Source organism: Microbacterium maritypicum, from assembly GCF_008868125.1.
In the GTDB taxonomy this organism is placed as follows: Bacteria; Actinomycetota; Actinomycetes; order Actinomycetales; family Microbacteriaceae; genus Microbacterium; species Microbacterium maritypicum.
In genome coordinates, this window is the sequence record NZ_WAAQ01000001.1 from 206,361 (window position 1) to 231,954 (window position 25,594).

Consider the following 25,594-nt stretch of genomic DNA (forward strand, 5'->3'; position numbering starts at 1 on the left):
TCCTTCGTCCGGGTACACGGGTGTGAACAGATGCATGTGCATGCATATTCCCGCTGGGTGCCTCTGCGTCTGCTCAGACGGGCAGGTTGTGGGATGCCGCGTCGGCCAGCGCGCTGCGCACCGCGCGGATGGAGGGGGCGTCGGCCGACACCCGCCGCGCAGAGGAGAAGATCTCGCGGCGGGGCTCGTGGGGGAGCGGCGCCAGATCGACGGTCGGAGTGTCGCCCGCCCACACGAGTTCCGGCAGCAGCCCGACCGCGAGCCCGGCGTGGATCAGCCGCACGTGCGCGGTGAGGTCGGCGATCTCGAACCGCACGTCGGGTTCGAACCCCGCTGTGCGGCACAGCTGCTCGGCCCAGGCGCGCGAGGCGGTGCCTGCGGGCTCGAGCACCCAGGGCTCCTCCCGCGTCGACCACAGTGCAGCGAGGGCGTCGGCGTGCGCGGGGGTTCCGGGGCGTCGGGCGAGCGCGATCGCGTCGTGTGCGAGCACCACCCGGTCGAGGTCGGCGTGGATCGGACGTGTGCGGCCCGGGTACTGCTCGGCGAGGATCAGGTCGAAGTCGCGGCTGGACACCCCGACCAGTCCGGTCTCCGGGTCGCACTCGGTGACTTCGACCCGCAGCGCGGGGTGCCGGTCCTTGAGGGCTTCGAGCGCGCGGGGAAGCAGGGAGTGCGCCGTCGACTGGAACACCGCGATGCGCACGGTGCCGGTCACTTCGGTGAGCGATTCGGCGACGGCGACCTCGGCGTGCTCGAGCTGATCGAGGATGCCGATGGCCTCGGCCACGAGCACGTTCCCCTGCGGGGTGAACTGCACTCCGCGCCCCACCCGGCGCAGCAGCGGCACGCCCACATCGCGCTCCAGCGCGCTCAGCTGCTGCGACACCGAGGCCTTGCTGTACGACAGGGCGTCGGCGACGGCCGACAGCGTTCCGCGGCGCGAGAGCTCCACCAGCATCCGGAGTCGATTCACATCCAGCACGGCGGCATCCTTCGTTCAGCTTGAGTGAACAGAATCCACGCAAATCGGTTGATAGACGGAGCCTACCGAGCGGCAGGACAATGATCCAGCCCGCACACGAAATCCCGGTGTGCGCTCTCTTGGAAGGTCCCACCGATGCCTGTCGCCGCCGACACCACCACTCCCCGTACCGAAGACGTCGCCGCCCTGGTGCAGCGCTGGCTCGTCGAGAGCGAGACCCACCCCGTCGAGCCGGCCGCCCAGCGCCTGTCCGAAGTGCTCAAGGACCCGAACGGACTCGCGTTCACGGTCGGCTTCGTCGACGGCGTGATGCGTCCGGAAGACCTGCGCGTCGCCGGCCGCAAGCTCGCCGAGCTGAGCGACATCACCCCGGCGCTGCTGCCCGGCTACCTGCGGGCCGCGATCAAGACCGGCGGCTTCTGGGCGCCGAAGATCCCCGGCGTCGTCGTCCCGATCTCGCGTCGCGTGCTGCGCGCCATGGTCGGGCACCTCGTGCTGGATGCCACGCCCTCCAAGCTCGGCCCCGCGATCGCGAAGCTGCGCAAGAGCGGCAACCGCCTGAACCTCAACCTCCTCGGCGAGGCCGTGCTCGGCGAGCGCGAAGCGGGGCACCGTCTGCAGGGCACCCGCGACTTCCTCGCCCGCGACGACGTCGACTACGTCTCGATCAAGGTGTCCAGCGTCGTGAGCCAGCTGTCGATGTGGTCGTTCGACGAGGCGGTGGCCGATGTCGTCGAGAAGCTCACTCCTCTCTACGAGCTCGCCGCCCGAGCTGAAGCCCAGGGCAAGGCGAAGTTCATCAACCTCGACATGGAGGAGTACCGCGACCTCGACCTGACGATCGCGGCCTTCACGAGCATCCTCGACCAGCCCGGCCTGGAGGACCTCGAAGCCGGCATCGTGCTGCAGGCCTACCTCCCCGACGCCCTCGGCGCCATGCAGCACCTGCAGGAGTGGGCCGCCGCCCGCCGTGCGAAGGGCGGAGCCCCGATCAAGGTGCGCGTGGTCAAGGGCGCGAACCTCGCGATGGAAGAGGTCGACTCGAAGGTGCACGGCTGGCCGCTCGCGACCTACGGCACCAAGCAGGACTCCGACACGAACTACAAGCGCGTGCTGGACTGGGCGATGACGCCCGAGCGGCTCGACGCCGTGCGCATCGGCGTCGCGGGTCACAACCTGTTCGACATCGCCTACACCTGGCTGCTCGCGCAGGCGCGCGGTGTGGCCGACCCGACCGGCGCCGACCCCCTCGTCGAGTACGAGATGCTGCTGGGCATGGCGACGGGTCAGGCCGAGGCGGTCCGCAAGGATGTCGGACGCCTGCTGCTGTACACACCGGTGGTGAACCCGGCCGAGTTCGACGTCGCGATCGCGTACCTCGTGCGCCGCCTCGAGGAGAACGCCAGCCCCGAGAACTTCATGTCCGCGGTGTTCGAGCTGGCCTCGAACCCGACCCTGCTCACCCGCGAACGGGAGCGCTTCGAGCGCTCGCTGGCCGCGCTCGCGACCGATGAGGCGGGATTCGTCCCCGGCCCCCACCGCGTGCAGGACCGTACCGTCGAGGCTCCCTCCGGAACCACCACCGGCTTCGAGAACCAGGCTGACACCGACCCCGCCATCGCCGCGAACCGCGCCTGGGGTCGTGAGATCCTGAGCCGCTCGGTCGGCTCGACGCTCGGTCTCGACACCATCGCGCTCGCCAAGGTCGACACGGATGCCGAGCTCGACGGCATCTTTGCCGCAGCGACCGCCGCCGCCGAGAAGTGGGCCGCGTTGCCGGCCGCCGACCGCGCCGCCGTCTTGCACCGCGCCGGAGACGAGCTCGCCGCGCGCCGCGGTCAGCTCATCGAGATCATGGCGAACGAGGCGGGCAAGACCATCGCCGAGGCCGACCCCGAGATCAGCGAGGCCATCGACTTCGCGCACTACTACGCCGAGCGCGCGAAGGATCTCGAGACCGTCTCGGGTGCGGAGTTCGTGCCGTCGAAGGTGACCGTGGTCACCCCGCCGTGGAACTTCCCGGTCGCGATCCCCGCCGGCGGCGTGCTCGCGGGGCTGGCCTCCGGCTCCGCGGTCATCATCAAGCCGGCCAAGCTCACCCAGCGCTGCGGCGCCGTCATGGTCGAGGCGCTGTGGGCCGCCGGTGTGCCGCGCGACCTGCTGGCCCTCGTCGACCTGGCCTCGCGCGACCTCGGAAAGCGCCTGGTCGCCGGCCCCGCGGTGGACCGCGTGATCCTCACGGGAGCGTACGAGACGGCACAGCTGTTCCGCTCGTTCCGCTCCGACCTGCCACTGCTGGCCGAGACCAGTGGCAAGAACGCGATCATCGTCACCCCCTCCGCCGACCTCGACCTCGCGGCCGCCGATGTGGCGCGCAGCGCGTTCGGCCACGCGGGGCAGAAGTGCTCCGCCGCGTCGCTGGCGATCCTCGTCGGATCGGTCGCCGACTCGAAGCGGTTCGAGCGTCAGCTGGTGGATGCCGTGACCTCGATGCGCGTCGGCCTGCCCGATGACCCGGCCACGCAGATGGGTCCGATCATCGAGCCCGCGAACGGCAAGCTGCTCACGGCGCTCACGAAGCTCGAGAAGGGCGAGCGCTGGCTGGTCGAGCCGCGCAAGCTCGACGAAGACGGGAAGCAGTGGACGCCCGGCGTCAAGACCGGCGTGCGCGAGGGCTCGTACTTCCACCTGACCGAGTTCTTCGGCCCGGTGCTCGGCATCATGCACGCGAAGGACCTGGATGAGGCCCTGCGCCTGCAGAACGCGGTCGACTACGGCCTGACCGCCGGCATCCACTCGCTCGACTCCGAGGAGGTCGCCACCTGGCTCGATCGCGTCGAGGCCGGCAACCTGTACGTGAACCGCGGCATCACCGGGGCGATCGTGCAGCGTCAGCCGTTCGGCGGCTGGAAGCGCTCGGCTGTCGGAGCGGGTGCGAAGGCCGGTGGGCCGAACTACCTCTTCGGACTGGGCGAGTGGGCCCCGGCCGACCTTCCGGCTGCGGCGCCGAGTGCGGCCGTCGTACCCGTGGTCGCTGCGCTGCTGGATGCGGCCGGAGTCGAGGTCGACGCGGCAGAGGCCGAATGGCTGCACCGCGCCGCGGCGTCCGACGAACGGGCCTGGGTCGATGAGTTCGGCGCGGTGAGCGACAAGTCCGGGCTCGGGGTCGAGCGCAACCTCTTCCGCTACCGTCCGGTCGCGGTCGACGTGCGCATCGCCGAGAACTCCCCGCTCGTCGACGGCATCCGCGTGCTCGCCGCCGCCCTGCGCAGCGGCAGCCCGTTCACGGTGTCGGCGCAGGCGTTGCCCTCGCGCATCGAGAAGGCGCTGCGTGCGCACGGCGTGAGCGTGAAGCACGAGTCGGATGCGGCATGGACAAAGCGCTACGCGAAGGCGGCGAACTCCTGGCACCGCGTGCGTCTGGTCGGTGGCGACGCCGCCGCTCTCCACGAAGCGCTCGACGGAAGCCCCGACGTGGCGGTCTGGTCGCACGCCGTGACCGGTGCCGGTCGCGTCGAGATGCTGCCGTTCCTGCACGAGCAGGCCGTGTCGATCACGAACCACCGTTTCGGCAACCCGACGACCCTCGCCGACGGCGTGATCTGACCCGCGGGTCGCCGATCCGCTGAGACGAAGAAGCCCCCTGCCCCGCGCGATGCGGAGCAGGGGGCTTCTGTCGTCTGCAGCGTCAGCCGCGCAGCGCCTCGGAGAGCTTGACCCGGGATCCCATGCGCAGCAGCGAGTTCTCGTAGATCTTCGCGCCGATGACGATCGCGGCCACGCAGCTCGCGAGCAGGATGACCAGGCTCAGCAGCGGCTCCCACCACTGGGCCTCCCCGACGAAGAGGCGCATCGGCATGCCGACCGGGGCCGAGAACGGCACGTACGACATGATCGTCAGCACCAGCGGGTTGTCGTTGAACACGATCACCAGGATGTACGGCGCCATGATCAGCATCGTGATCGGGGTGGTCGTGGAGCCGATGTCCTCCTGGCGAGAGACCATGGAGGCCGCGGCCGCGAACATCGCCGCGAGCAGGATGAAGCCGAACAGGAAGAACACGGCGAACCAGATGATCGGCGCGCCCAGCGTGGTGAGCACCTCGCGCTGACCGGTGACGATCAGCCCGATCGTGGCCACGGCTGCCAGGGCGAGGATCTGCCCCATCGCCAGCACCGTGTTGCCGATGACCTTGCCCGCCAGCAGTGTGCGCGCCGGGATCGCCGACAGCAGCACCTCGACCACGCGGGTCTGCTTCTCTTCCACGACGCTCTGCGCGATCGTGCCGCCGAACGTCGCCGCGGCCATCATGAAGACCAGTCCGAACGCGATCGCGATGAAATACCGCAGCAGCGGGTTGGTGGTGGCCGGCTCCAGGATGACGACCTCGGGAGAGATCGACAGCGCGGACATGATCGAACCAGGGGCATCCTGCAAGGCGATGACCGTGTAGCCGGAGGGGCTGTCGCCCGGCAGCACTGCGGCGTCGACCTTGTCATCTCGTACGAGCTTCTCGGCCTCGGCCTGGTCGGCGACCGTGGTGACCTCGACGTTCGGGATGGCCGAGACGGCGGCCGCGGTCTCCGCCGTCGCGGCGATCGGCGTGGTGTCGGTGTTCTTGCTCGCGAAACCGCCGAACAGGATGCCGGCGAGCGCGAGGACCAGCAGGATGCCGGTGGAGATCAGGAACGCCTTGCTGCGCAGCTTCGATCCGATCTCGCGCTCGGCGACGAGCCAGATGCCGTTGGAGGCGCGGACGGGGGTGGGGGCGCTCACTGGATGACCTCCTTGAAGATCTGGGCGAGGGACGGATGCTTGGGGGCGAAGCTCGCGACATCGCCGCGCTGCACGGCGGACTGCAGCACGCGCTGCGCCGTCTCGGGGCCGTCCGCGTCGAACAGCGCGTAGCCGCCTTCGAAGTCGACGACCGTCACTCCGGGCTCGGTGCGCAGCCATCCGGCGTCGCCCGCGGAGACGAGCTCGTAGCGGTCCCTGGCGTGCTCGGAACGCAGCGCCTCGCGGGAACCGGACGCACGGATCGTGCCACCGGCGAGGATGACGAGGTCGTCGCACAGGCGCTCGACCACGTCGAGCTGATGGGAGGAGAACAGGATGGAGGCGCCCTTGGCGGCACTGGCCTGCAGGACTCCCGCGACCACGTCGACCGCGAGCGGGTCGAGGCCCGAGAATGGCTCGTCGAGGATGAGCACCTCGGGGTCGTGCACGAGAGAGGCGGCGATCTGCGCGCGCTGCTGGTTGCCGAGCGAGAGCGACTCGATCGTGTCGTTCAGCCGCTCGCCGAGTCCGAGCTCCGTGAGCAGGGCGCTCGCCCGCTCCGTGGCCTCCTGCTTGCTGAAGCCGTGCAGGCGGGCGAGATAGACGATCTGCTCGAGGACCTTCATCTTCGGGTAGAGCCCGCGCTCCTCGGGCATGTAGCCGAAGCGGCGGCGGTCCTCGGCGGTGAGGGCGGCACCGTCCAGGTCGACCGTGCCGCCGTCGGAGGACAGCAGGCCGAGGACGATGCGCATGGTGGTGGTCTTGCCGGCGCCGTTGCCGCCGACGAAGCCCGTCAGCCGCCCGGGGGCGACGGTGAAGGACACGTCATCGAGCACGCGCCGAGAGCCGTAGCTCTTGGTGATGCCGGAGAGTTCGAGCATTCCTGTGGTCATACCCTCACGCTACGGAGCGCAGGCATCGCGGGGCATCCCCCCTGCGACGGACGCGAGGGGATCACCCGTCAGGGGGAGGGGAGGATCAGCGGCGGCGGGTGTGCAGCACAGTGCGCACCAGGAGCCCTGCCACGAGGGCCCAGAACGCGGCGCTGACACCGAGGACGGCGATCCCGGATGCGGCCACCAGGAAGGTCACCACGGCGGGGATCCGCTCGTTCGGATCGTCGATCGCCTGCTGCACCGCCGAGCCGAACGCGGCGAACAGAGCCAGCCCCGCGACGGCGGGGATCACAGCGGCGGGCGCGAGCACCACGAGGGCGGCGAACGCGGCGGAGAACGCGGCGAGCACGAGGTACGACGCCCCGGTCGAGACCCCGGCGACCCACCGTCGCCTTGGGTCGGGATCGGCGTCCGGCGACGCGGCGAGTGCGGCGCTGATCGCGGCGAGGTTGATGGCGTGTCCGCCTGCCGTCGCTCCCAGGGCCGTGCCGATCCCGGTCACCAGCATGGCCGGACGCCACGGCACCTCATACCCGAAGCTGCGCATGATCGCGATGCCCGGCACGTTCTGGGAGGCCATCGTGACGATGAACAGCGGCAGCGCGAGGCCGACGAGCGCGCCGACCGTGAACGTCGGTGCCGTGAACTCGAGGCGCGGGAGGAGCAGTGCGGGGTCGAACGGTGCGCCTTCTCCGATCAGCGACACGGCAACCACGACGGCCGCGGCGACGAACGCGAACGGCACCGCCCAGCGCGGTGCGAGACGGGCGAAAAGCAGCCAGGTGAGCACGACCGGCACCACGCCCCAGGGGTTCGCGACGATACCGGTGATCGGTGCGAGACACAGCGGCAGCAGGACGCCGGCGAGCATCGCCTGCGCGATCGAGGGCGGGATGCGGGCGATCAGCGCACCGAGCGCCGGCCAGAGAGCGGTGAGCAGGATGAGGGCCGCGGTGATCAGGAAGGCGCCGACCGCTGCCGACCACCCGCCTTCGACAGCGCCGGTTGCCACGAGGAGGGCGGCACCGGGCGTCGACCAGGCGACCGTGATCGGCATCCGATACCGCCAGGCGAGCACCACGCAGGCCAGGCCCATCGTGAGACTGACGGCGAGGAGTCCGCTCGCCGCCTGCGCCGCGTTCGCCCCGACGGCGTCGAGCCCGGTCAACACGACCGCGAACGAGCTGGTGAAGCCGACCAGTGCCGTCACCACCCCCGCGAGGATCGGGCGGGACAGGGGTGCGGCGTCGGACATGGCTCCGAGGTTATCGCGGAGCGGGAGGTCGGCGCGGAGCCCGGGTGCGCCGCGCTACGCGAGCCCCATGCGATGAGCCAGCACCACCGCCTGCACGCGATCCCGGGCACCCAGCTTCTGCAGGACGCGCGAGACGTGCGTCTTCACGGTCGCCTCGCCGATGAACAGCGCCTGCGCGATCTCGGCGTTGCTGCGGGCATCGGCGAGCAGCGTGAGCACCTCGGCCTCACGGTCGGTGAGGGGCTCGGCGAGTGCGACTTTCGGGAGGGCGCCGCTCGTGGCCGATGCGGCGGCGGGAGCGGGTGTCGCGGCGAAGCGCGCCAACACGCGGCGGGTCACCTCGGGGGCGAGCATGCCGTCGCCCGCGGCCAGTGCCCGCACCGCCGCGATCAGATCCTCGGCGCCGGCGTTCTTGAGCAGGAACCCGCCGGCCCCCGCGTCCAGAGCCCGGTACAGGTAGTCGTCGCGGTCGAACGTGGTGACGATCGCGATGGCCGCGTCGACGCCCGGGTCGGCGACGATGCGCCTGGTGGCCTCGATGCCGTCCATGTCGGGCATCTGCACGTCCATCATGATGACGTCGGGATGCAGGGCCGCGGCCTGCGCCACCGCCTCGGCCCCGGAGGATGCCTCCCCGACCACGGCGATGTCGGTCTGCGTGTCGAGGATCGTGCGGAAGCCGGCGCGCAGCAGTGCGTGATCGTCGACGAGCAGCACGCGGATCGGGGCGGTCATCGGTTCACGCTCGATTCGCTCGTGAAGGGCAGGGGCACACGGGCGCGCACGCGCAGCCCGCCGAATGGTCGGGGGGTCACCTCGAGGGTGCCGCCGGAGGCCGCGGCACGCTCGCGCATCCCGAGCTGTCCGAGTCCTGGGCGCACCTGGGCGACCGGGCGCCCGGTGTTGACGATCTCGACCTCGACGCCGTCATCGTCGTAGCGCACGCGGAAGTCGGCGGTCGCATCGGGCCCGGCATGGCGGCGGGCGTTCGTCAGCGACTCCTGGGCGATGCGATACAGATTCACGGCGACGAGCGAAGGCACGGGCGTCGGGTCGCCGATCACCGTGTACGCCGTCGGCAGCCCCGCCTCGGTCGAGGCGTCGACGAGTTCGGGGATGTCGTCGAGGGCCAGGGTCGAGGCGGCATCCGTCGTCTCTCCTCCGGGGGTCCGCAGAGTCTCCAGCAGCTGGCGCAGCTCGTGGATGGCGTCACGCGCCGACCCCTCGATCCCGGTGAGGATGCGTGCGGACTCTGCCGGGTCCCGGTCGAGCACCAGGCGCGCGGCTCCCGCCTGCACGCCCATGACCGACACGTGGTGGGCGACCACGTCGTGCAGCTCCCTGGCGATGCGCACCCGGTCGAGGGCGACCGCCTGTGCCGCGGTGACCTCGCGTTCGCGCTCGAGCTCGGCCGTGCGCTGCTCGAGCACCGCGAGCTGTGTCGCTGCAGCCCATGACCGCTCGCCGAAGTAGTAGGCCCCGCCGAAGTAGAGCACGTTCAGCAGCAGCTGGATGAGCATAAAGGCCACGTAGGGAGACATGGCTCCGGCGATGACATCCGCCTTGTCGGCTTCGAGGATCGCATCGCGGTACATCGTGATCAGCAGCCACACGAACATGCTCACGATGATCCCGATGCGGACGATGACCGCGCGGCGACGATCGTTCATCCACGCCCCCGCCGTGTAGATCGCGATGAACATCGCGATGTTGCCGACGTAGATCTCGGGGACGCGGATCGTCACCGCGATGAAGTACGCCACGACCACGATGATGGCGACCGTGCCGGGCCAGCGGCGGCGGACCGCGAGAGGAGTGGTCACGACGACCGCGTACACGAGTGCGGTCCACAACGGAGCCTGTTCGTCGCCGTACACCTGGGCGATCGAGGAGAGCCCGGCGCTCAGCACGGCTCCCACGAACATGACCACGGCGAGGACGATGTCGCCGCGCCGTTCGCGCTCGGTCGGCGTGCGGAGGAACGGGACAGCAGGCATCCCTCCACCGTAGGGCGGGGCGTGACGGCGTCGCATCCCCCGTGCGGGGGATCGGGAGTCACTTGCTCTTGACAAGCGTGGTTGTCTTTTGCAAGCTACTCGCACGGGCTCACCGACCGATGAGCGCGCATCGACGGAGGAGTCATCATGACCAAGGTGTTCGTCAACCTGCCCACCAGCGACCTTGAGCGCGCGAAGGCGTTCTACACGGCGCTCGGCTGCGAGATCAATCCGCTGTTCACCGACGAGAATGCCGCGTGCGTCGTCTGGACGGAGGATATCTTCTTCATGCTCCTCACGCGCGAGTTCTTCGCCACGTTCACCGACAAGCCGATCGCCGACCCGAACGAGGTCGCCCAGGTGTCCGTCTCCTTCAGCCGCGATTCGCGCGAAGACGTCGACGACATCCTGGCCAAGGGGCTCGCGGCCGGTGGTGCCGAGCCCAAGCCGGCCCAGGACTACGGCTTCATGTACTCGCGCGACCTGGACGACCCCGACGGCAACTCGCTCGGCTTCCTGTTCATGACCGAGGAGGCCGCCGAGAACGGACCCGAGCACGTCGCGGAGCAGAGCGCCGGATCCTGACATGGCGGCGCGGAGCTACGGCCAGTACTGCGGTGTGACGACGGCCGTCGAACTGATCGGGGAACGGTGGGCGCTGCTCATCGTCCGCGATCTGCTCGTCGGTCCGCGTCGGTACACCGACCTCAGGCGGGGCCTGCCGCGCATCCCGACCAACATCCTCTCCACCCGGCTGAAGGAGCTGCAGGAGGGTGGGGTCGTGCGGCGGGTGCCGTTGTCGAACTGCGGCCTCGTGTACGAGCTCACCCCCTACGGCCGCTCGATCGAGCCGATCGTGCTCGCCCTCGGACGGTGGGGCTTCCAGGCGATGGGCGACCCAGAACCGGGGGACGTCATCACCGCGGACTCCCTCACGATGGCGCTGCACACGGCGTTCATGGCCGATCGTGCCGTGGACGCCGAGTACGAGCTGCACGTCGGCGACGTCGCCCTGCGCGCGTCGGTGCGCGAGGGGGAACTCCGGGTCGCGCAGATCGCACCGCCGGCCCCGCCGGTCGGCGGAAGTCTTCCCGACGCAGAGCCGGATGCGGTGATCGTCGCCGGTCCCGGCATCCGGCACCTGATCGGCGGCGAGGTCACGCCGGCAGAAGCGCTCGCCGCGGACATCGTCGCGGTCGTCCGCGGTGAGGCATCGCTGCTGGACTCGTTCGCCGAGACCTTCCACATCGCCGCGCCTGGCGTGGGAGGTGCGCGGGAGGCGCAGGAGGTCGGGGCGTTCGACTGATCACGACAGGGTAACTCCCGTGTATCGACTATTCCCTTCCTATGTCTTGCGCACGTAGGCTTCGAGGGATACGTTGCCGTGCGATCGGCACTGGCTCGAGGCCGACCGCGACTTGCTTCGCTGCGTCGTCCTCCTTCGGAGGGTGGGGACATGGCGCGACGACGCGCATTCATTCGTGCGGTGCTCGGGGGAGCGGCGGCACTCGCTCTCGCTCTCGGCGGTGTGACGGCGGCCGCGGCAGAAGATCCGGTCGTCGCCGGGTCGATCTCCGGGACGGTCGTCCGGGACGACGACGGAACACCCGTCGCCGGAGTCACGGTCTCCGCAGACGGACCGACGGGGGCTTCGGTCACCACGGATTCGACGGGGACCTACACGCTGCCGAACCTCGCCGCGGGCTCGTACATCGTGAGCTTCTTTCCCGAGGGGACCGACCTGAAGCGCGAGTACTGGAAGGACGCCTCCGACTACTCCCAGGCGATCCCGGTCGTCGTCGGTGAGGGGGAGGCGGTCTCAGCGATCGATGCTTCGCTCGTGCAAGGCGGTTCCATCCAGGGCATCGTGACCCGTGAAGACGACGGCTCCGCGATCGCCGGCGCCGAGGTGCAGGCTCTCGACAGCAACAATGAGATCGTGGCGGCGGCGACGGCAGGAGCGTCAGGCGAGTACATCCTTGGCGGCCTCCCCACCGGCTCGTACCGCGTGCGGTTCGCCTCGTCGGACGCCGAGCTGCTGCCCGAGTACTGGAAGGACGCCTACGGCTGGGACGCAGCGACGCTCATCGCCGTCACAGAGCCGCAGGGCATCACGGACATCGACGCCTCGCTTGCTGAGGTCGGCTACATCAGCGGCACGGTGACGCGAAGCGCCAGCGATGAGCCGCTGAGCGCGTCGGTGGCGTTCTATGCCGCCGGCACGGGACTCGACGTGTTCTTCGTCGACACGAACTCCGACGGCACGTTCCGCATTCCTGTCGTGGCGGGAACCTACCGGGTGCTCTTCCATTCGAACGAGCGCGGGATCATCGAGGAGTACTGGAAGGATGCTTTCCTGTGGGAGAACGCGACGCTGCTGACGGTCGCACCGGGTGAGGAGGTCGCCGGCATCGATGCGGCGCTCGGCAAGCCGGCCCAAATCACCGGCACCGTAACGATCGACTCCGATGCTGCGGACGACGTCCGCGTGGAGGCGTGGAGCAACGGCACGATGGTCAACGACACCCGCGCCGACCCCGTCACCGGCGCATACTCGCTGACGGTCCCCCATGGGACATACATTCTGAAGGCCAGCCCCACGTTCAGCGACGGTACGACGACCGCGAAGCCGCAGTTCTTCGACGGTGTTGCTACGGCAGCCGAGGCGACTCCGGTGTCAGTACTCGAGGGGGAGGCGATCTCCGGCATCGACTTCGCACTCACGGTCGACACAACACCTGAGGTGAAGCCGACACTGACTCTGTCCGCCGGCTCGATCCGCGCCGGCAAGGACATCACGATCTCGGGCACCGGATTCGCGCCGGGAGCGACGATCGCGTTCGAGCTGCACTCCGACCCGATCACACTCGGAACGCTGACGGCAGACGCTGATGGCGTGCTCCAGGGCACGCTGCGCATTCCGGCGAGTGCGCCCGCAGGTGCGCACACCCTGGTGGCGCTGTCGGGCACCAAGGTTCTCGCCAGCACGGCGTTGACCGTGACCGCGGCCGCCGGCACCGGGACCGGAAGCGGCGGTCAGACCGGTGGCGCCACAGCTCCGGGCGGCGGGCTGGCAAGCACCGGTGCCGATGCGCCGATCGCGATCGTCGCGATCGGCGTCCTCCTGGCCGTGATGGGCGGAATGCTCGTGCGTCGGCGCCGCGTGGAGAGCTGAGGCTTCACCGACTGGGGCTGGGTGCCCTGATCGTGAGAGAAGGGGCTCATCCCCACGTGCTGATCCTCAGCCGAGCAGCCGCTCGATCACCTGCGCCACACCGTCTTCGTCGTTCGACGCGGTCGTCTCGTCGGCCGCGTCGTGCACGAGCGGCTCGGCGTCGGCCATGGCGACCCCGTGCCCTGCCCAGCGGAGCATCTCGACGTCGTTGAGCGCGTCGCCGAAGGCCACGACGTCGGCGCGGTCGATGCCGAGGTGCTCGCACAGGCGGGCGAGACCCGTGGCCTTGGTGACGCCTTCGGCCATGACCTCGACGAACGGCGCACCCGAGAGCGTGACCTCGAAGCCGGTGAGCCCGAGCGAGCGCACCGTGTCGAACAGGGCGGCCGGGGCGAGCTCGGGGTGGCGGATCACGAACTTCAGGCTGGGGGCGGCGAGCACCTGCTCGAGCGGAACGCCGCCCATGGTGGCGGGGTCGCGCTTGTGGTCGGCGAGAGCGGCGATCGCGGCATAGCCGTGCTGGGCCACGAACGTCTCGCCGGCGTCGCGCACGCTCGCGAACAGCAGGTCGGGGATGCTCGCGCGGAGGGCCTCGGCCAGGGAGCGGATCGTCTCGGGCGGAAGCTCTTCGGCGAACAGCATCCGCCCGTCGTCGAGGCGCACGGCGTAGGCGCCGTTGCTGCACAGAGCCCAACCGTCGAAGCCCGCATCCGCCGCGATGGCACGCAGCCCGATCGGCTGACGCGCCGTGACCGGCACGACGTGGATTCCGCGCTCCCGGGCCGCGTCGAGGGCCGCACGGGTGCGTGCGGTGACGGCGGGCGTCGAGTCGAGAAGGGTGCCGTCGAGATCGGTGGCGATCAGCCGCACGCTCATGGGATCGGCACTCAGGAGAAGATCATCGGGAGGTCGTCGTCGTCATCGGCGCCACCGAAATCGAGGTCGACGACCACCGGGACGTGGTCGCTGGGCTGCTCGCCCTTGCGCTCGTCGCGGTGGATGGACGCGCCCTTCACCGCTTCTGCGAGAGTGCGCGAACCCAGCACGAAGTCGATGCGGACACCCTCGTTGCGGGGGAACTTCAGACGCTGGTAGTCCCAGTAGGTGAAGCCCTCGGGGATGAGCGGGCGCACGACGTCGGTGACCCCGGCGTCTTGGAACGCGAAGAACGCGTCGCGCTCCTGCGGGGAGACGTGGGTCGACCGACCGATCACGATGTCGGGGTCGCCGTTGTCGACATCGAACGGGATGATGTTGAAGTCGCCCACCAGAGCGAGCGGAAGGTCGGGGTTCGCCGACAGCTCGGCGGCCGTGGACTTCTTCAGCTGCTCCAGCCAGTGCAGCTTGTAGAGGTAGTGCGGGTCATCGAGTGCACGGCCGTTCGGCACGTACAGGCTCCACACCCGCACCCCCTCGACCATCACGCCGAGCGCGCGGGCCTCGAGCGGCGCATCCGGCCCCTCATGCCCCTTCGCGAAGCCCGGCATCCCGTCGAACGACGTGCGCACATCGGTGACCGGCAGTCGACTCGCGATCGCGACGCCGTTCCACTGATTCAGCCCGTGCACCTCGACGTGGTAGCCGGCCTCTTCGAACGGAGCGTAGGGGAACTGCTCGGGCTTGCACTTGATCTCCTGCATCGCCAGCACGTCGATGTCTTCTCGGACGGCGAACTCGACGGTGCGGGTGACGCGGGTGCGGATGGAGTTGACGTTCCAGGTGGCCAAGCGCATGCCTCAAGCCTAGGGCCCACCTCCTACACGGATCACCGCCGCACGAACGTCCCTCGCCGACATCTGCATGAGTGCTGGACGGGCGCATGAGCGGTGCGGCCTCGGTTCTCATGCATCCGGTCGGGCCTCATGCATCCGAAGGCTCGGATCCCGTCGACGCCGGCTTGCCTCCTACACTGGATGCCGTGACCGCACTCGACGCAGACCGCCAGACACTTCTCGACCTCATCAAGGCGGAGGCGGTGTTCCACGGCGACTTCACCCTCTCCAGCGGCAAGCAGGCGACGTACTACGTCGACATGCGAAAGCTCACCCTGGACCACCGCGCCGCTCCCGCGATCGGTCGCATCATGCTCGACCTGATCGGCGACCTCGATGTCGCGGCGGTCGGCGGCCTCACCCTCGGTGCGGACCCGATCGCGAACGCGGTGCTGCATGCGTCGGTCGCCACCGACACCCCGCTCGACGCCTTCGTCGTGCGCAAGGAGCCCAAGGACCACGGGCGTGGCCGTCAGATCGAAGGCGCAGACGTCAAGGGCAAGCGCGTCGTGGTGCTCGAAGACACCTCGACCACCGGACAGTCGGCGCTCAAGGCCGTCGAAGCCCTGCGCAAGGAAGGCGCCGAGATCGTCGCGGTCGCCGTGATCGTCGACCGCAAGACCGGCGCACAGACCGCGATCGAAGCCGAGGGCCTGGAATGGCGCGCGGCCTTCGACCTCGACGACCTCGGGCTCGACCCCCAGTGACGCGCTACGCGCTCGCCGTCGATGTGGGCGGCACGAAGATGGAGGCCGCGCTCGTCGCGGAGGACGGTCTGCTCGTCGAGGGCAGCAGGAGCCGGCAGGCGACCGGTCGCGAAGCCACGCTCGCGTCGCTCACCGCCTCGGTCGTCACCATCGTCGAGCACGCCCTCGCGGCTCTTCGCGCGGACGCCGAGCTCGTCGGAGCGGGAGTCGGCAGCGCCGGACCCATCGACCGCACAGCCGGCGCGATCATGCCGGTGAACATGCCCCTCGCCCGCGGCTTCGGCCTCGAAGAGGCCGTGCGTGCTGCGGCATCCACCGTCCTCGGACGCGACGTGCCCACCGTGCTCGGTCACGACGGCGGTGCACTCGCGCTCGCCGAGTCGTGGCTCGGTGCCACGCAGGGCGCCGGCGCCTCGCTGTCGATCGTCGTCTCCACCGGTGTCGGCGGCGGGTTCGTCGCCAACGGCGCCTATATCCCCGGTGCCACCGGCAACGCCGGCCATCTCGGTCAGGTGCGTCGTCACGGTGGCCTGACCCTCGAGGAGATCGCCTCGGGGCCCGCGAGTGCCGCCTGGGCGCAGCAGCAGGGCTGGACAGGAGCGACCGGCGAGGATCTGGCTCGCGATTCGGCTGCAGGCGACCCGGTCGCACGGGCGGCGATCGAGCGTTCGGCCCGCGAGGTGGGCGAGGCTCTCGCAGATGCTGCCACCCTCGTCGACCTCGACGTGGTAGCCATCGGCGGCGGATTCTCACGGGTGTCGGCGGACTACATCGACCTCGTGCAGCAGGCTCTCACCGCGAGCGCCGCGCATGAGTACTCGCGCCGAACCAGGGTCGTGCGCTCGGGGCTGGGCGACGAGGGGCCGCTCATCGGCGCCGCCGCCCTCGTGCTCCGGTAGGCGCTTCCACGCGCGCTGCTCAGCGGCGCGCGGTGAGCAGGTGCCGGGGCGGTCCTTCGAGCCGCGCCACGGAGATCTTGAGGTCGGTCACGTCGGCGGCGACAGCATCGATGCGGGCGGTCAGCTTCTCGTCGACGGCGTCGATGCGGGTGCTGAGTTTCTCGTCGACAGCGTCGATGCGGTCGTCGATGCGGCGCACCATCCAGGCCCCCGCGGCGAACAGGCTGGTGCCGAGGGTGAGCACGATGCCGATCGCGCTGATGACGATGGTGAGGGTTTCGGTAGTCACGGCGTCATCTCCTTCCCGCGGTGAGCAGGTGCCGGGGCGGTCCTTCGAGCCGCGCCACGGAGATCTTGAGGTCGGTCACGTCGGCGGCGACGGCGTCGATGCGGGTGCTGAGTTTCTCGTCGACAGCGTCGATGCGGTCGTCGATGCGGCGCACCATCCAGGCCCCCGCGGCGAACAGGCTGGTGCCGAGGGTGAGCACGATGCCGATCGCGCTGATGACGATGGTGAGGGTCTCGGTGGTCACGGTCTCATCCCCGTCCCGTCGTGAGCAGGTGCCGTGGTGGCCCTTCGAGTCGTGCGACGGAGATCTTGAGGTCAGTCAGGTCGGCGGCGACGGCGTCGATGCGGCGGACCATCCGGGCGGCGCCGACGAACATGCTCGTGCCGAGCGTCACCACGACGCCGAAGCCGCTGATGATGATCGCGAGGACCTCCGTGGACACGCGTACTCTCCTTGCTCGGATGGGTGTGTCGACGACGTTACGCCGCCCTCACCGGTGTGCGCGCCGGTATTCCAGCATCTGTGAAGAGGTCGTCGGCGGTGCGAGGTGTGGAGGAGGTGTCAGTTCACCGTCGAGGTCCGCTGCGGCGACCGCGCGGCGACCAGCACCATCGCCGGCACGAGCGCGCACAGAGCAGCGGACACCAGGAAGGTCGTGCTCGATGCCGGGTCCCGTCCGATCAGCAGGATCATGGTCGGCACGAACGTGCCGCCGACCGCACCGCAGGCGACGAGCGCGCCGGTCACCGCGGCGCTGCGAGCGGGATCGAGGCGGTCGAGGGCGAGTCCCAGGATGAGGCCGTAGCTGGGAGCGAGGAGCACGACCACGGCGGCCAGTGCGACGAGCGCGCCTACGGGAGCGGAGTCCACCAGCATCCCCGCGGCGGCCATCAGGAGGGCGGCGACGCTCGTGGCGCCGGCGAGGATCACGATCGGCGATACGGACAGTCGCCGCAGACCCGCTGCGCCGAAGCGGCCGATCGCCATGAGCGTCCAGAACGCCGAGGTTCCCAGTGCGGCGAGGCCGGGATCGACCGCGAGGATCCGCTCCGGGATCACCGCCGACCAACCGGACAGCACGGTCTCGACGCCCACGTACAGCGGCAGCGCCACGGCGAACGGCAGGAGGACGAGCAGCCCGCGCACGTCGCGCTGCGCGGGAACCTCGGCGCGGGAGGAAGGGGCTGCCGCTCCGGAGAGGATCGCGACGGTGAGAAGCGGCACGATCGCCAGGATGCCGAGCAGCGCACGTGCAGGCGACCCCACGGCGACGAGCAGCGGGGTGACGGCCGCGCAGACGGCGACCGTGCCGAGCAGGGCGCTGAGCAGTCCCGTCGCGCTGCCGGTGGCCAGGGACTTCGCGGCCACGGATCCGGAGGCCTCGACCAGTCCGAACCCGACCCCGGCGATCGCGGCCGCGACGATGAAGACCGCGGGAGTGCTGGAGAGTGCCACCACGACGACGGCGGCGGCCTGGAGGGCGCTGCCGAGCATCAGCGCGGTGCGCGGCGGCTGTCGCGTCAGCAGCGGGCCCGACGCCAGGACCCCGACCAGGAGCCCGGCGAAGAGTGCGGGCACGGCGGCGCTGAGGTCGGCGGTCATTGCGCGCTCGGCGGAGGGGAGGATCGCGGGTACGAAGGCAGCCGTGACCCCGAGGCCCGCGAATGCGGTGAACAGCCCCGCTCGCGCGCGTCGGGTGTCGTCGGTCACGCCCCCGCCGTACGCACGCGGTGCACGGCGGCGAAGGTGTCGCGCAGCGCCTCCATCGAACGGTCGTAGTTCGACTGGGCGACGCCGATGAAGATGCAGTCGACCACCATGAGCTGAGCGATCCGGCTGCCCAGTGCGCCCGAGCGAAAGCCGGTCTCGCGGGCGGCGGTCGTCAGCACGATGTCGGCTTGATCGGCCAGGGGAGCGCCCGCGTGGTTCGTGATCGCGATGGTGGTGGCTCCGGCCTGACGGGCGAGCAGCAGGAACTCGATCGTGTCGGTGGTGGCGCCGGTGTGCGACACCGCGATCGCGACGTTGCCGGGCCCGAGGGTCGCCGCCGACGTCCACGCGGCATGCGGGTCCGACCAGTCCAGAGCGGTGCGCCCGATGCGGGTGAGCTTGCGCTGCAGGTCGAGACCGACGATGGAGCTCGCGCCCACACCGAAGATGTCGACCCTGGTCGATGAGGTGATGGCGTCGACGGAGGCCCGCAGCGACTCGGTGTCGAGCACCTTGGCGGTGTCGGCGAGGGAGAGGGTCTCGGCGAGCGAGACCTTCGCGACGATGTCGGCCAGGGTGTCGTTGCGGTCGATGTCGCCGGAGACGGCGGGCAGCGCGGCCGTGTCGAACGTCTCGCGCTCGACGTCGCGCAGCACGTGGTTGCGGAGCTCCCGCACGTGCTCGTAGCCCAGGCGCTTGCAGAATCGCACGACCGAGGTGGTCGACGTGTCGCAGCGCTGGGCGAGTTCGGCGACGGACAGGCCAGCGGTCCCCGCGGGATCGGCGAGGAACAGGTCGGCGATGCGCTGCTCGCTCGGACGCAGTTCGGGGCGGATCGCACGCATGCGGACGAGCACGGGGTGTGCGCCGGCGTCGTCGCGGGCGGCTTCATGGGGCATGGGGTCTCCGATCGCTGTTCATAACAGTAGAGGAACTTCTGTTACATCAGTAGTGTCTGTCGTGTACTTTTAGTACCAACCAAGACCGACGATGTTCGCGGGGCGGCAGGCAACAGCGCCTGACCCGACGCCACGGCGACGCGTCCCAGCCAGGAGGAATCAGCAATGAGCACAGCACGGCGGGCGTCATTCGGCGCTCTCACTGCCACGGGTGTCGCTTTGGCGCTCGTGATCACAGGTTGTTCCGCACCCGCATCCGACCCCCAGCCGTCAGCGGGTGCTGCAGGCGGCGACCTCGTCATCGGCGTCACCAGCGACCCAGACACGCTCTTCCCCTGGAAGGCGACCCAGTTCCAGGCTGTCAACGTGCTGCAGAACCTGTACGGCACCCTGACCGAGTTTGACGAGGACCTCAACGTGGTCCCCGGCCTCGCCGAGTCCTGGGACGTCTCGGAAGACGGCCTCACCCTGACCTTCCACCTGCGGGAAGGCGTCACGTTCGCCGACGGCAGCACGTTCGGATCCGAAGACGTGAAGTACTCGCTCGATGCGATCGCGGCCGAGGCCACCGCCGCTGTGTCGCGCAGCTCTCTCGCCTCCGTCACCGCGGTCGAGGCCACCGACGAGAACACCGTCACCCTCACCCTCAGCGCTCCCGACGCCGCGCTTCCGGCGAACCTCGCCGTGATCAACATGGCGATGCTGTCCTCGGACGACACCGAAGAGGGGCTGAACACCACCCCGAACGGCACCGGTCCCTTCATCCTCGACGACCGCAAGGCGAGCCAGTCGATCACGCTCGCCAAGAACGAGGACTACTGGGGAGACACCGCGCTGCTCGACACCGTCGAGTTCCGCGTGATCCCCGACGAGTCCTCGATCGTCTCGGCGATGCAGTCCGGCAACGTGCAGCTGGCCGTGTTCGATGACCCGCTGGTCGCGCAGACCGCCGAAGGTGCGAACGTCGAGGTCGCCACGACCCCGCAGCTGAGCTACCACGCGCTGCAGCTGAACGCCACGCGCGGCGACCTCACCGACGTCAACGTGCGCCTCGCGATCCAGTGCGCGATCGACCGCCAGGAGGTGCTCGACACCGCAGCCCTCGGCGAGGGCGAGGTCACCGGTCCCATCACGTCTCCCGCGTACAAGTCCGACCCCGACGCACGCCCGTGCCCTGAGCGCGACCTCGACAAGGCGGCCGAGTACCTGAAGAAGGCGGGCAAGGAGGACGGCGTCACCATCAAGACGATCGTCTCCCAGGGCGAGTACGCGACCTCGGTCAACGAGGCGCAGAACCTGAAGGCGCAGCTGGCCGACGCGAACATCACGCTCGACCTCGAGGTGCTCGAGTCCGGTGCCTTCGTCGATCGCTGGATCGCGGCCGACTTCGACGCCGCTGTCGCCCTCAACGGCGGTCGTCCCGACCCCGACGGCATGTACGGCCGGTACTTCACCAGCACGGGCAACCTGAACAAGGTCGCCGGCTACTCCTCGCCCGAGCTCGACGCGCTGTTCGCCGAGGGCCGCCAGACGGCCGACCCGGAGAAGCGCAAGGACATCTACGCGCAGGTCTCCGAGAACCTCGAGGACAACGCCGCGTGGATCTGGCTGTTCACGAGCTACACCTACACGGCGACCGCGTCGAACGTCGACGGCTTCGTCCCGATGGTGAACGGCTCGCTGCAGTACCTGCGGACCACCTCCATCAAGTAGCGGATCGAGGGGGCGCGGCCACCCCGCGCCCCCTCCCTCCCCGACGACAGGCACCCACACACGCGCATGTTCAGACAGATCCTCCGCAACAGCGTGCTGCGACGCATCCTCGCAGCCCTCGGCACGCTCCTCGGCGTCGCCATCTTCGTCTTCCTGATGCTGCGCGCCATCCCCGGCGACCAGATCAGTTCCGGCCTTGGCACCGAGGCCGCCGCCCTCACGCCGTCGCAGCGCGCCGCCCTCGAGTCGTACTACGGTCTCGACCAGCCGCTCTTCGTGCAGTTCTTCTCGTGGTTGGGCAACATCTTCACCGGCAACCTCGGCTTCTCGTCGCGGGCGCAGACGAGCGTGCTCGATCTCACCGCCGCCGCCCTCCCCGTGACGTTCGAGCTCGCGATCTTCTCGATCGTGATCGCGCTGGCCATCGGCATCCCGCTCGGAATGCTCTCCGCCTCGAAGCCCGACTCGTTCCGCGACGGCGTCGGACAGGTGGTCGGCCTCGCCGGTCTCTCGATCCCCGCGTTCCTGCTCGGCACGGCGCTGCTGGCGATCCTCGCCTCGTCGTTCGGCTTCAACCCCAACGGCCAGGCCTACGCCACGCTGTTCGAGAACCCGCTGCTGAACCTCCAGCAGATGCTGCTGCCCTCGATCGTGCTCGGCTTCGGCATCGCCGCGCCGATCATGCGCACCACCCGCACGGCCGTGCTCGAGATCCGCTCCAACGACTTCATCCGCACCGCCAGGGCGAAGGGCGTCCCCCCGCGTCGCCTGCAGGTGCGCCACGTGCTCGGCAACGCGCTCGTGCCCATCGTCACCATGACCGGGTTGCAGTTCGGCTACCTCCTCGGCGGTGCCGTGGTGGTGGAGCAGATCTTCTCGCTCCCCGGCATCGGGCGTCAGGTGCTGCTGGGCATCCAGCAGAAGGAGTACGCGCTCGTGCAGAGCACCGTGCTCGTGATCGCGCTCGCCTTCGTCATCGTCAACCTGCTCACCGACCTGCTGTACCGGGTCATCGATCCTCGGGTGCGTGCCGCATGACCGACATCTCTCAGACCCCGGCCCTCGCCCCCGGCGGCGGGCGCACCATGGAGCGCGTGCGTCTCCTGCTGCGCAGCCGCAGCGGGCTCACGGGACTCATCATCGTCGCACTGCTCGCCGTGCTGAGCCTCGTCTCGGCGTTCGGGCTGCTGCCGTTCGACCCGCTCGCGCAGGATCCGCCCTCCCGCCTGCAGCCGCCGTCGGCCGTGCACTGGTTCGGCACCGACCAGTTCGGTCGCGACGTGTTCTCCCGCGTCGCCGCCGGCGTCGCCAACTCGGCGCTGATCTCGGTCGTCGCCGTGGCCTTCGCCACCGTGGTCGGCACCGTGTGCGGGCTCATCGCCGGCTTCTACCGCGGCTTCTCCGACGGCGCGATCACCGCGGTCACCAACGTGCTGTTCGCCTTCCCTCCGCTGCTGCTCGCGCTGTCGCTCGCCTCGGTGTTCGAACGCAACTGGTTCACCATCGCCGTGGCCATCGCGATCGTCTACGTGCCGATCTTCATCCGCGTCACCCGAGGGCCGGTGCTGTCGCTGCGCGAGGTCGAGTACGTCAAGGCCGCCAAGAGCACGGGTCAGAGCCGCATGGCGACCATGTTCCGGCACGTGCTGCCGAACATCACGTCGATCATCATCGTGCAGGTGACGCTCTCGCTGTCCTGGGCTGTGCTCACCGAGGCCTCGCTGAGCTTCCTCGGCCTCGGCACACCTCCGCCCGCGCCCTCGCTCGGCTCGATGATCTTCGAGGCGCGCACGCTCGTGACGATCGCCCCGTGGACCATGATCGCGCCCGGTGTGATCGTGGTGCTCCTCGTCGTGGGATTGAACCTGCTCGGCGATGGCCTGCGCGACAGCCTCGACCCCCGGAACAGAGGAAAGCGATGACCATGGAGGACCTCGGCGCACTGGCGACGGAGGCCAGCGATCCCCGCTACGCCGAACTCGACCTGATGAGCGTGGCGGAGCTCGCGCAGACCATGAACGAGGCGGATGCCACGGTGCCGGCCGCCGTGCAGCGCGCACTCGGGGAGATCGTTCCGGCGATCGAGGCCACGGCCGCCCGTATGGCGCAGGGCGGACGCCTGGTCTACGTCGGCGCGGGAACCCCCGGCCGCATCGGCGTGCTCGACGCCTCGGAGTGCCCTCCCACGTTCAGCACTCCGCCGGAGCTGGTGTTCGCGATCATGGCGGGCGGTCCCGGCGCGATCGTGAACCCCGTCGAGGGCGCGGAGGACGACGCGGAAGCGGGCGCTGCGGCCATCGACGCGGCGGGCATCGGCCCGCTCGACACCGTGATCGGCATCGCCTCGAGCGGACGCACGCCGTATGTGATCGCCGCCGTCCGCCGCGCGCGCGAGCTCGGAGCGCTCAGCATCGGCCTCTCGTGCAACGTCGGTACAGCTCTCAGCGCGGCGGCGGAACACGGGATCGAGGTCGAGGTCGGCCCCGAGGTGCTCTCCGGTTCGACCCGCCTCAAATCGGGCACGGCGCAGAAGCTCGTGCTCAACATGTTCTCGACCATCTCGATGGTGCGAAACGGCAAGGCCTACGGCAACCTGATGGTGGATGTGAAGGCCACCAACCACAAGCTGCGCGAGCGTGCGATCCGGATGGTGCAGACCATCGCCGAGGTCGACCGCGACGCGGCGGTGGCTGCGCTGGAGGCCGCCGCCTACGACGTGAAGCTCGCGTCGATCATGATCCGCCGCGGTGAGGATCTCGCCGCGGCGACCGCTCGACTGGGCGCCGCCGACGGTCGGCTGCGCACCGCACTGGAGGAGAACTGATGCGCGTCCTCGGACTGATCTCCGGCACCTCGCACGACGGGATCGATGCCGCCGTCGTCGACTTCACGACCAATGGCGGCTTCACCGCGCACGGGGTGGATCTGCACGGCACGGTGCTCGCCGCCACGAGCGTGCCCTACGCGCCCGAGCTGCGGGCGCGGCTGATCGCTGCGCTGCCACCGGCGCAGACCACCCTCGCCGAGGTGTGCGAGCTCGACACCCTCATCGGACAGGCGTTCGCCGAGGTCGCCGCCGACATCGCCGCAGAGGTGGGCGGTGTCGACGCTGTCTGCTCGCACGGGCAGACCGTGTACCACTGGGTCGACGGAGCGCACGCGCTGGGCACCCTGCAGATCGGGCAGCCCGCCTGGATCGCGGAGAAGGTCGGTGCCCCCGTGGTCTCCGACATCCGCATCCGCGACATCACGGTCGGCGGGCACGGTGCCCCGCTGGTGTCGTTCCTCGACGAGCTGCTGCTGCGCTCGCGCGCCGGAGTGTCGGCGGCCCTGAACCTGGGCGGCATCTCGAACATGACGGTGGTGCGGCAGGACGGCCTTGTCGCCTACGACATCGGCCCCGCGAACGCGCTGGTGGATGCGGTCATCGTGGAGCACGGCCTCAACCCGCTCGGCTATGACGACGACGCCGCGATCGCCCGCACCGGTCAGGTCGACGAGGCGCTGCTGGCCGCGCTGCTGGAGGACTCGTACTACGCCCTCACGCCGCCCAAGAGCACGGGCAAGGAGCACTTCCACCTCGGCTACGTGCAGGAGCACCTCGCCGCGCAGGGTCGCGAGATCGCCGTCGCGGATGTCGTGCGCACCCTGACCGAGCTCACGGTCCGCACGGTCGCGCGTGATGTGGAGGCTGCAGGTATCGGTTTCCTCGCCGTGTCGGGCGGCGGCTGCCGCAACCCGCTGATCCTCGACGGACTGCGCGCCGCGCTCCCTGCGACCGAGGTCGTGCTGGCCGACGAGCTGGGCGCGGCCGCCGACAGCAAGGAGGCGATCCTCCTCGCGCTGATCGGCTGGTCCACGATGCACGGTGTTCCCGCGATCGTCCCGGGGGGAACAGGTGCGCGCGAGTCGCGCATCCTGGGCACCATCACCCCGGGTGTCGGTCCTCTGCAGATGCCGGAGCCGGTCGCCGCCATCGACTCCCTCGTGCTCACGGAGGCCGCAGCATCGTGAGCCTCCAGGTGCGCCCCGCCACCCCGGACGACCTGTCCGGGGTGATCGAGGTGTTCCTCGCCTGCTGGCGGGAGAGCTACCGCGGCGTGCTGCCCGATGGGGCGATCGATGCCATGACCGACGAGCGCGCCGAGGCGCTGTGGCAGCGGGTGCTCGCCGATCCGGTGGGCGTCGTGCTCGTCGCGGAGCGCGATGGCGGGATCGTCGGACTCACCCGGTACGCCGCGACCGCAGGCAGCGAGGGGCGGATCGACGGTGCCGTGCACTCCCTGTACGTCTCGCCCCGTGCCCACGGCGGGGGAATCGGCGGCGCGCTGCTGGCACGGGCGACCGCTGACCTGCAGGAGGCCGGGGCCGAGGCCGCGACGCTGTGGGTGTTCGCGGCCAACGCGCCGTCGATCGGCTTCTACGAGGCGAAGGGCTGGCACCCCGATGGAGCCACCCGCACGCAGCCGGAGTTCGGAGAACCCGAACAGCGCATGCGCAGGGAGTGGACATGAGCGGGGTA

General features: G+C 69.9%; 25 protein-coding genes. 12 read left to right on the forward strand and 13 right to left on the reverse strand.

From position 1 onward, the window contains the following. Positions 1-73: 73 nt before the first annotated feature. Entirely contained in the window at positions 74-982 is a 909-nt protein-coding gene (locus F6W70_RS01000) for a LysR substrate-binding domain-containing protein (protein WP_151485682.1), read from the reverse strand. A 135-nt stretch (positions 983-1,117) separates the two neighbouring features. On the opposite strand from F6W70_RS01000, the gene F6W70_RS01005 reads away from it, so the two are divergent. Beyond that, complete coding sequence (locus F6W70_RS01005; RefSeq protein ID WP_151485683.1) at positions 1,118-4,588, forward strand: proline dehydrogenase family protein; 3,471 nt, start codon at positions 1,118-1,120, stop codon at positions 4,586-4,588. An 82-nt stretch (positions 4,589-4,670) separates the two neighbouring features. Here the strand turns inward: F6W70_RS01005 and F6W70_RS01010 are convergent, their stop codons facing one another. The 5 genes from F6W70_RS01010 to F6W70_RS01030 all read right to left on the reverse strand — a co-directional run bounded on the left by F6W70_RS01010 (position 4,671) and on the right by F6W70_RS01030 (position 9,907). Continuing rightward, positions 4,671-5,759 (reverse strand): ABC transporter permease, encoded by a 1,089-nt coding sequence (locus F6W70_RS01010; RefSeq protein ID WP_127483139.1) that lies wholly within the window; start codon positions 5,757-5,759, stop codon positions 4,671-4,673. Then, a complete protein-coding gene (locus tag F6W70_RS01015; protein ID WP_055874783.1) occupies positions 5,756-6,640 on the reverse strand; it encodes an ABC transporter ATP-binding protein in 885 nt (294 codons plus the stop codon). Before F6W70_RS01015 ends, F6W70_RS01010 begins: the two co-directional genes overlap by 4 nt. Positions 6,641-6,737: 97 nt before the next feature. Continuing rightward, complete coding sequence (locus tag F6W70_RS01020; protein WP_151485684.1) at positions 6,738-7,910, reverse strand: benzoate/H(+) symporter BenE family transporter; 1,173 nt, start codon at positions 7,908-7,910, stop codon at positions 6,738-6,740. Positions 7,911-7,964: 54 nt separating this feature from the next. Further along, positions 7,965-8,645 carry a response regulator gene (locus tag F6W70_RS01025; RefSeq protein ID WP_055866254.1) on the reverse strand — a complete coding sequence of 227 codons (681 nt, stop codon included), beginning with the start codon at positions 8,643-8,645 and terminating at the stop codon, positions 7,965-7,967. Next, positions 8,642-9,907: a sensor histidine kinase gene (locus F6W70_RS01030; protein ID WP_151485685.1), complete on the reverse strand. Its 1,266-nt coding sequence runs from the start codon at positions 9,905-9,907 to the stop codon at positions 8,642-8,644. The genes F6W70_RS01025 and F6W70_RS01030 overlap by 4 nt, the downstream gene beginning before the upstream one ends. Positions 9,908-10,054: 147 nt before the next feature. On the opposite strand from F6W70_RS01030, the gene F6W70_RS01035 reads away from it, so the two are divergent. The 3 genes from F6W70_RS01035 to F6W70_RS01045 all read left to right on the forward strand — a co-directional run bounded on the left by F6W70_RS01035 (position 10,055) and on the right by F6W70_RS01045 (position 13,082). Then, positions 10,055-10,492: a VOC family protein gene (locus F6W70_RS01035; RefSeq protein WP_318278769.1), complete on the forward strand. Its 438-nt coding sequence runs from the start codon at positions 10,055-10,057 to the stop codon at positions 10,490-10,492. Position 10,493: 1 nt separating this feature from the next. Continuing rightward, positions 10,494-11,213 carry a winged helix-turn-helix transcriptional regulator gene (locus F6W70_RS01040; RefSeq protein ID WP_151485687.1) on the forward strand — a complete coding sequence of 240 codons (720 nt, stop codon included), beginning with the start codon at positions 10,494-10,496 and terminating at the stop codon, positions 11,211-11,213. A gap of 150 nt (positions 11,214-11,363) precedes the next feature. Beyond that, a complete protein-coding gene (locus F6W70_RS01045) occupies positions 11,364-13,082 on the forward strand; it encodes an MSCRAMM family protein (RefSeq protein WP_151485688.1) in 1,719 nt (572 codons plus the stop codon). A gap of 66 nt (positions 13,083-13,148) precedes the next feature. Here the strand turns inward: F6W70_RS01045 and F6W70_RS01050 are convergent, their stop codons facing one another. Next, complete coding sequence (locus F6W70_RS01050; protein ID WP_151485689.1) at positions 13,149-13,958, reverse strand: Cof-type HAD-IIB family hydrolase; 810 nt, start codon at positions 13,956-13,958, stop codon at positions 13,149-13,151. An 11-nt stretch (positions 13,959-13,969) separates the two neighbouring features. Beyond that, positions 13,970-14,815, reverse strand: coding sequence for an exodeoxyribonuclease III (locus F6W70_RS01055; protein WP_055866246.1), 846 nt, complete (start codon positions 14,813-14,815; stop codon positions 13,970-13,972). Between the two features lie 185 nt (positions 14,816-15,000). Between F6W70_RS01055 and pyrE the strand changes: the two genes are divergently transcribed. Beyond that, complete coding sequence (gene pyrE, locus F6W70_RS01060) at positions 15,001-15,561, forward strand: orotate phosphoribosyltransferase (protein WP_151485690.1); 561 nt, start codon at positions 15,001-15,003, stop codon at positions 15,559-15,561. Then, on the forward strand, positions 15,558-16,460 hold the full coding sequence (locus F6W70_RS01065; protein ID WP_151485691.1) for an ROK family protein: 903 nt from the start codon (positions 15,558-15,560) through the stop codon (positions 16,458-16,460). The genes pyrE and F6W70_RS01065 overlap by 4 nt, the downstream gene beginning before the upstream one ends. Positions 16,461-16,479: 19 nt before the next feature. On the opposite strand, the gene F6W70_RS01070 is transcribed toward F6W70_RS01065, so the two are convergent. The 5 genes from F6W70_RS01070 to F6W70_RS01090 form a co-directional block, all read right to left on the reverse strand. After that, complete coding sequence (locus tag F6W70_RS01070; RefSeq protein WP_151485692.1) at positions 16,480-16,749, reverse strand: hypothetical protein; 270 nt, start codon at positions 16,747-16,749, stop codon at positions 16,480-16,482. Positions 16,750-16,753: 4 nt separating this feature from the next. Further along, positions 16,754-16,993, reverse strand: a complete 240-nt coding sequence (locus F6W70_RS01075) for a hypothetical protein (RefSeq protein WP_151485693.1) — start codon at positions 16,991-16,993, stop codon at positions 16,754-16,756. Positions 16,994-16,997: 4 nt separating this feature from the next. Further along, positions 16,998-17,192, reverse strand: coding sequence for a hypothetical protein (locus tag F6W70_RS01080; protein WP_151485694.1), 195 nt, complete (start codon positions 17,190-17,192; stop codon positions 16,998-17,000). Positions 17,193-17,311: 119 nt separating this feature from the next. Next, positions 17,312-18,460 carry an MFS transporter gene (locus F6W70_RS01085; protein ID WP_151485695.1) on the reverse strand — a complete coding sequence of 383 codons (1,149 nt, stop codon included), beginning with the start codon at positions 18,458-18,460 and terminating at the stop codon, positions 17,312-17,314. Further along, entirely contained in the window at positions 18,457-19,359 is a 903-nt protein-coding gene (locus F6W70_RS01090; RefSeq protein ID WP_017829590.1) for a MurR/RpiR family transcriptional regulator, read from the reverse strand. Before F6W70_RS01090 ends, F6W70_RS01085 begins: the two co-directional genes overlap by 4 nt. Before the next feature lie 165 nt (positions 19,360-19,524). Here F6W70_RS01090 and F6W70_RS01095 point away from each other — a divergent pair, with 165 nt between their 5' ends. The 6 genes from F6W70_RS01095 (at position 19,525) to F6W70_RS01120 (ending at position 25,586) form a co-directional block, all read left to right on the forward strand. Next, complete coding sequence (locus tag F6W70_RS01095) at positions 19,525-21,072, forward strand: ABC transporter substrate-binding protein (protein ID WP_017829589.1); 1,548 nt, start codon at positions 19,525-19,527, stop codon at positions 21,070-21,072. A gap of 66 nt (positions 21,073-21,138) precedes the next feature. Beyond that, a complete protein-coding gene (locus tag F6W70_RS01100) occupies positions 21,139-22,110 on the forward strand; it encodes an ABC transporter permease (protein ID WP_017829588.1) in 972 nt (323 codons plus the stop codon). Further along, positions 22,107-22,994 carry an ABC transporter permease gene (locus F6W70_RS01105; RefSeq protein ID WP_017829587.1) on the forward strand — a complete coding sequence of 296 codons (888 nt, stop codon included), beginning with the start codon at positions 22,107-22,109 and terminating at the stop codon, positions 22,992-22,994. Before F6W70_RS01100 ends, F6W70_RS01105 begins: the two co-directional genes overlap by 4 nt. Beyond that, complete coding sequence (murQ, locus tag F6W70_RS01110; protein WP_017829586.1) at positions 22,991-23,896, forward strand: N-acetylmuramic acid 6-phosphate etherase; 906 nt, start codon at positions 22,991-22,993, stop codon at positions 23,894-23,896. Before F6W70_RS01105 ends, murQ begins: the two co-directional genes overlap by 4 nt. Continuing rightward, positions 23,896-25,086 (forward strand): anhydro-N-acetylmuramic acid kinase, encoded by a 1,191-nt coding sequence (locus F6W70_RS01115; protein WP_151485696.1) that lies wholly within the window; start codon positions 23,896-23,898, stop codon positions 25,084-25,086. The genes murQ and F6W70_RS01115 overlap by 1 nt, the downstream gene beginning before the upstream one ends. Further along, positions 25,083-25,586: a GNAT family N-acetyltransferase gene (locus F6W70_RS01120; RefSeq protein WP_170287838.1), complete on the forward strand. Its 504-nt coding sequence runs from the start codon at positions 25,083-25,085 to the stop codon at positions 25,584-25,586. The genes F6W70_RS01115 and F6W70_RS01120 overlap by 4 nt, the downstream gene beginning before the upstream one ends. Positions 25,587-25,594 lie beyond the last annotated feature (8 nt).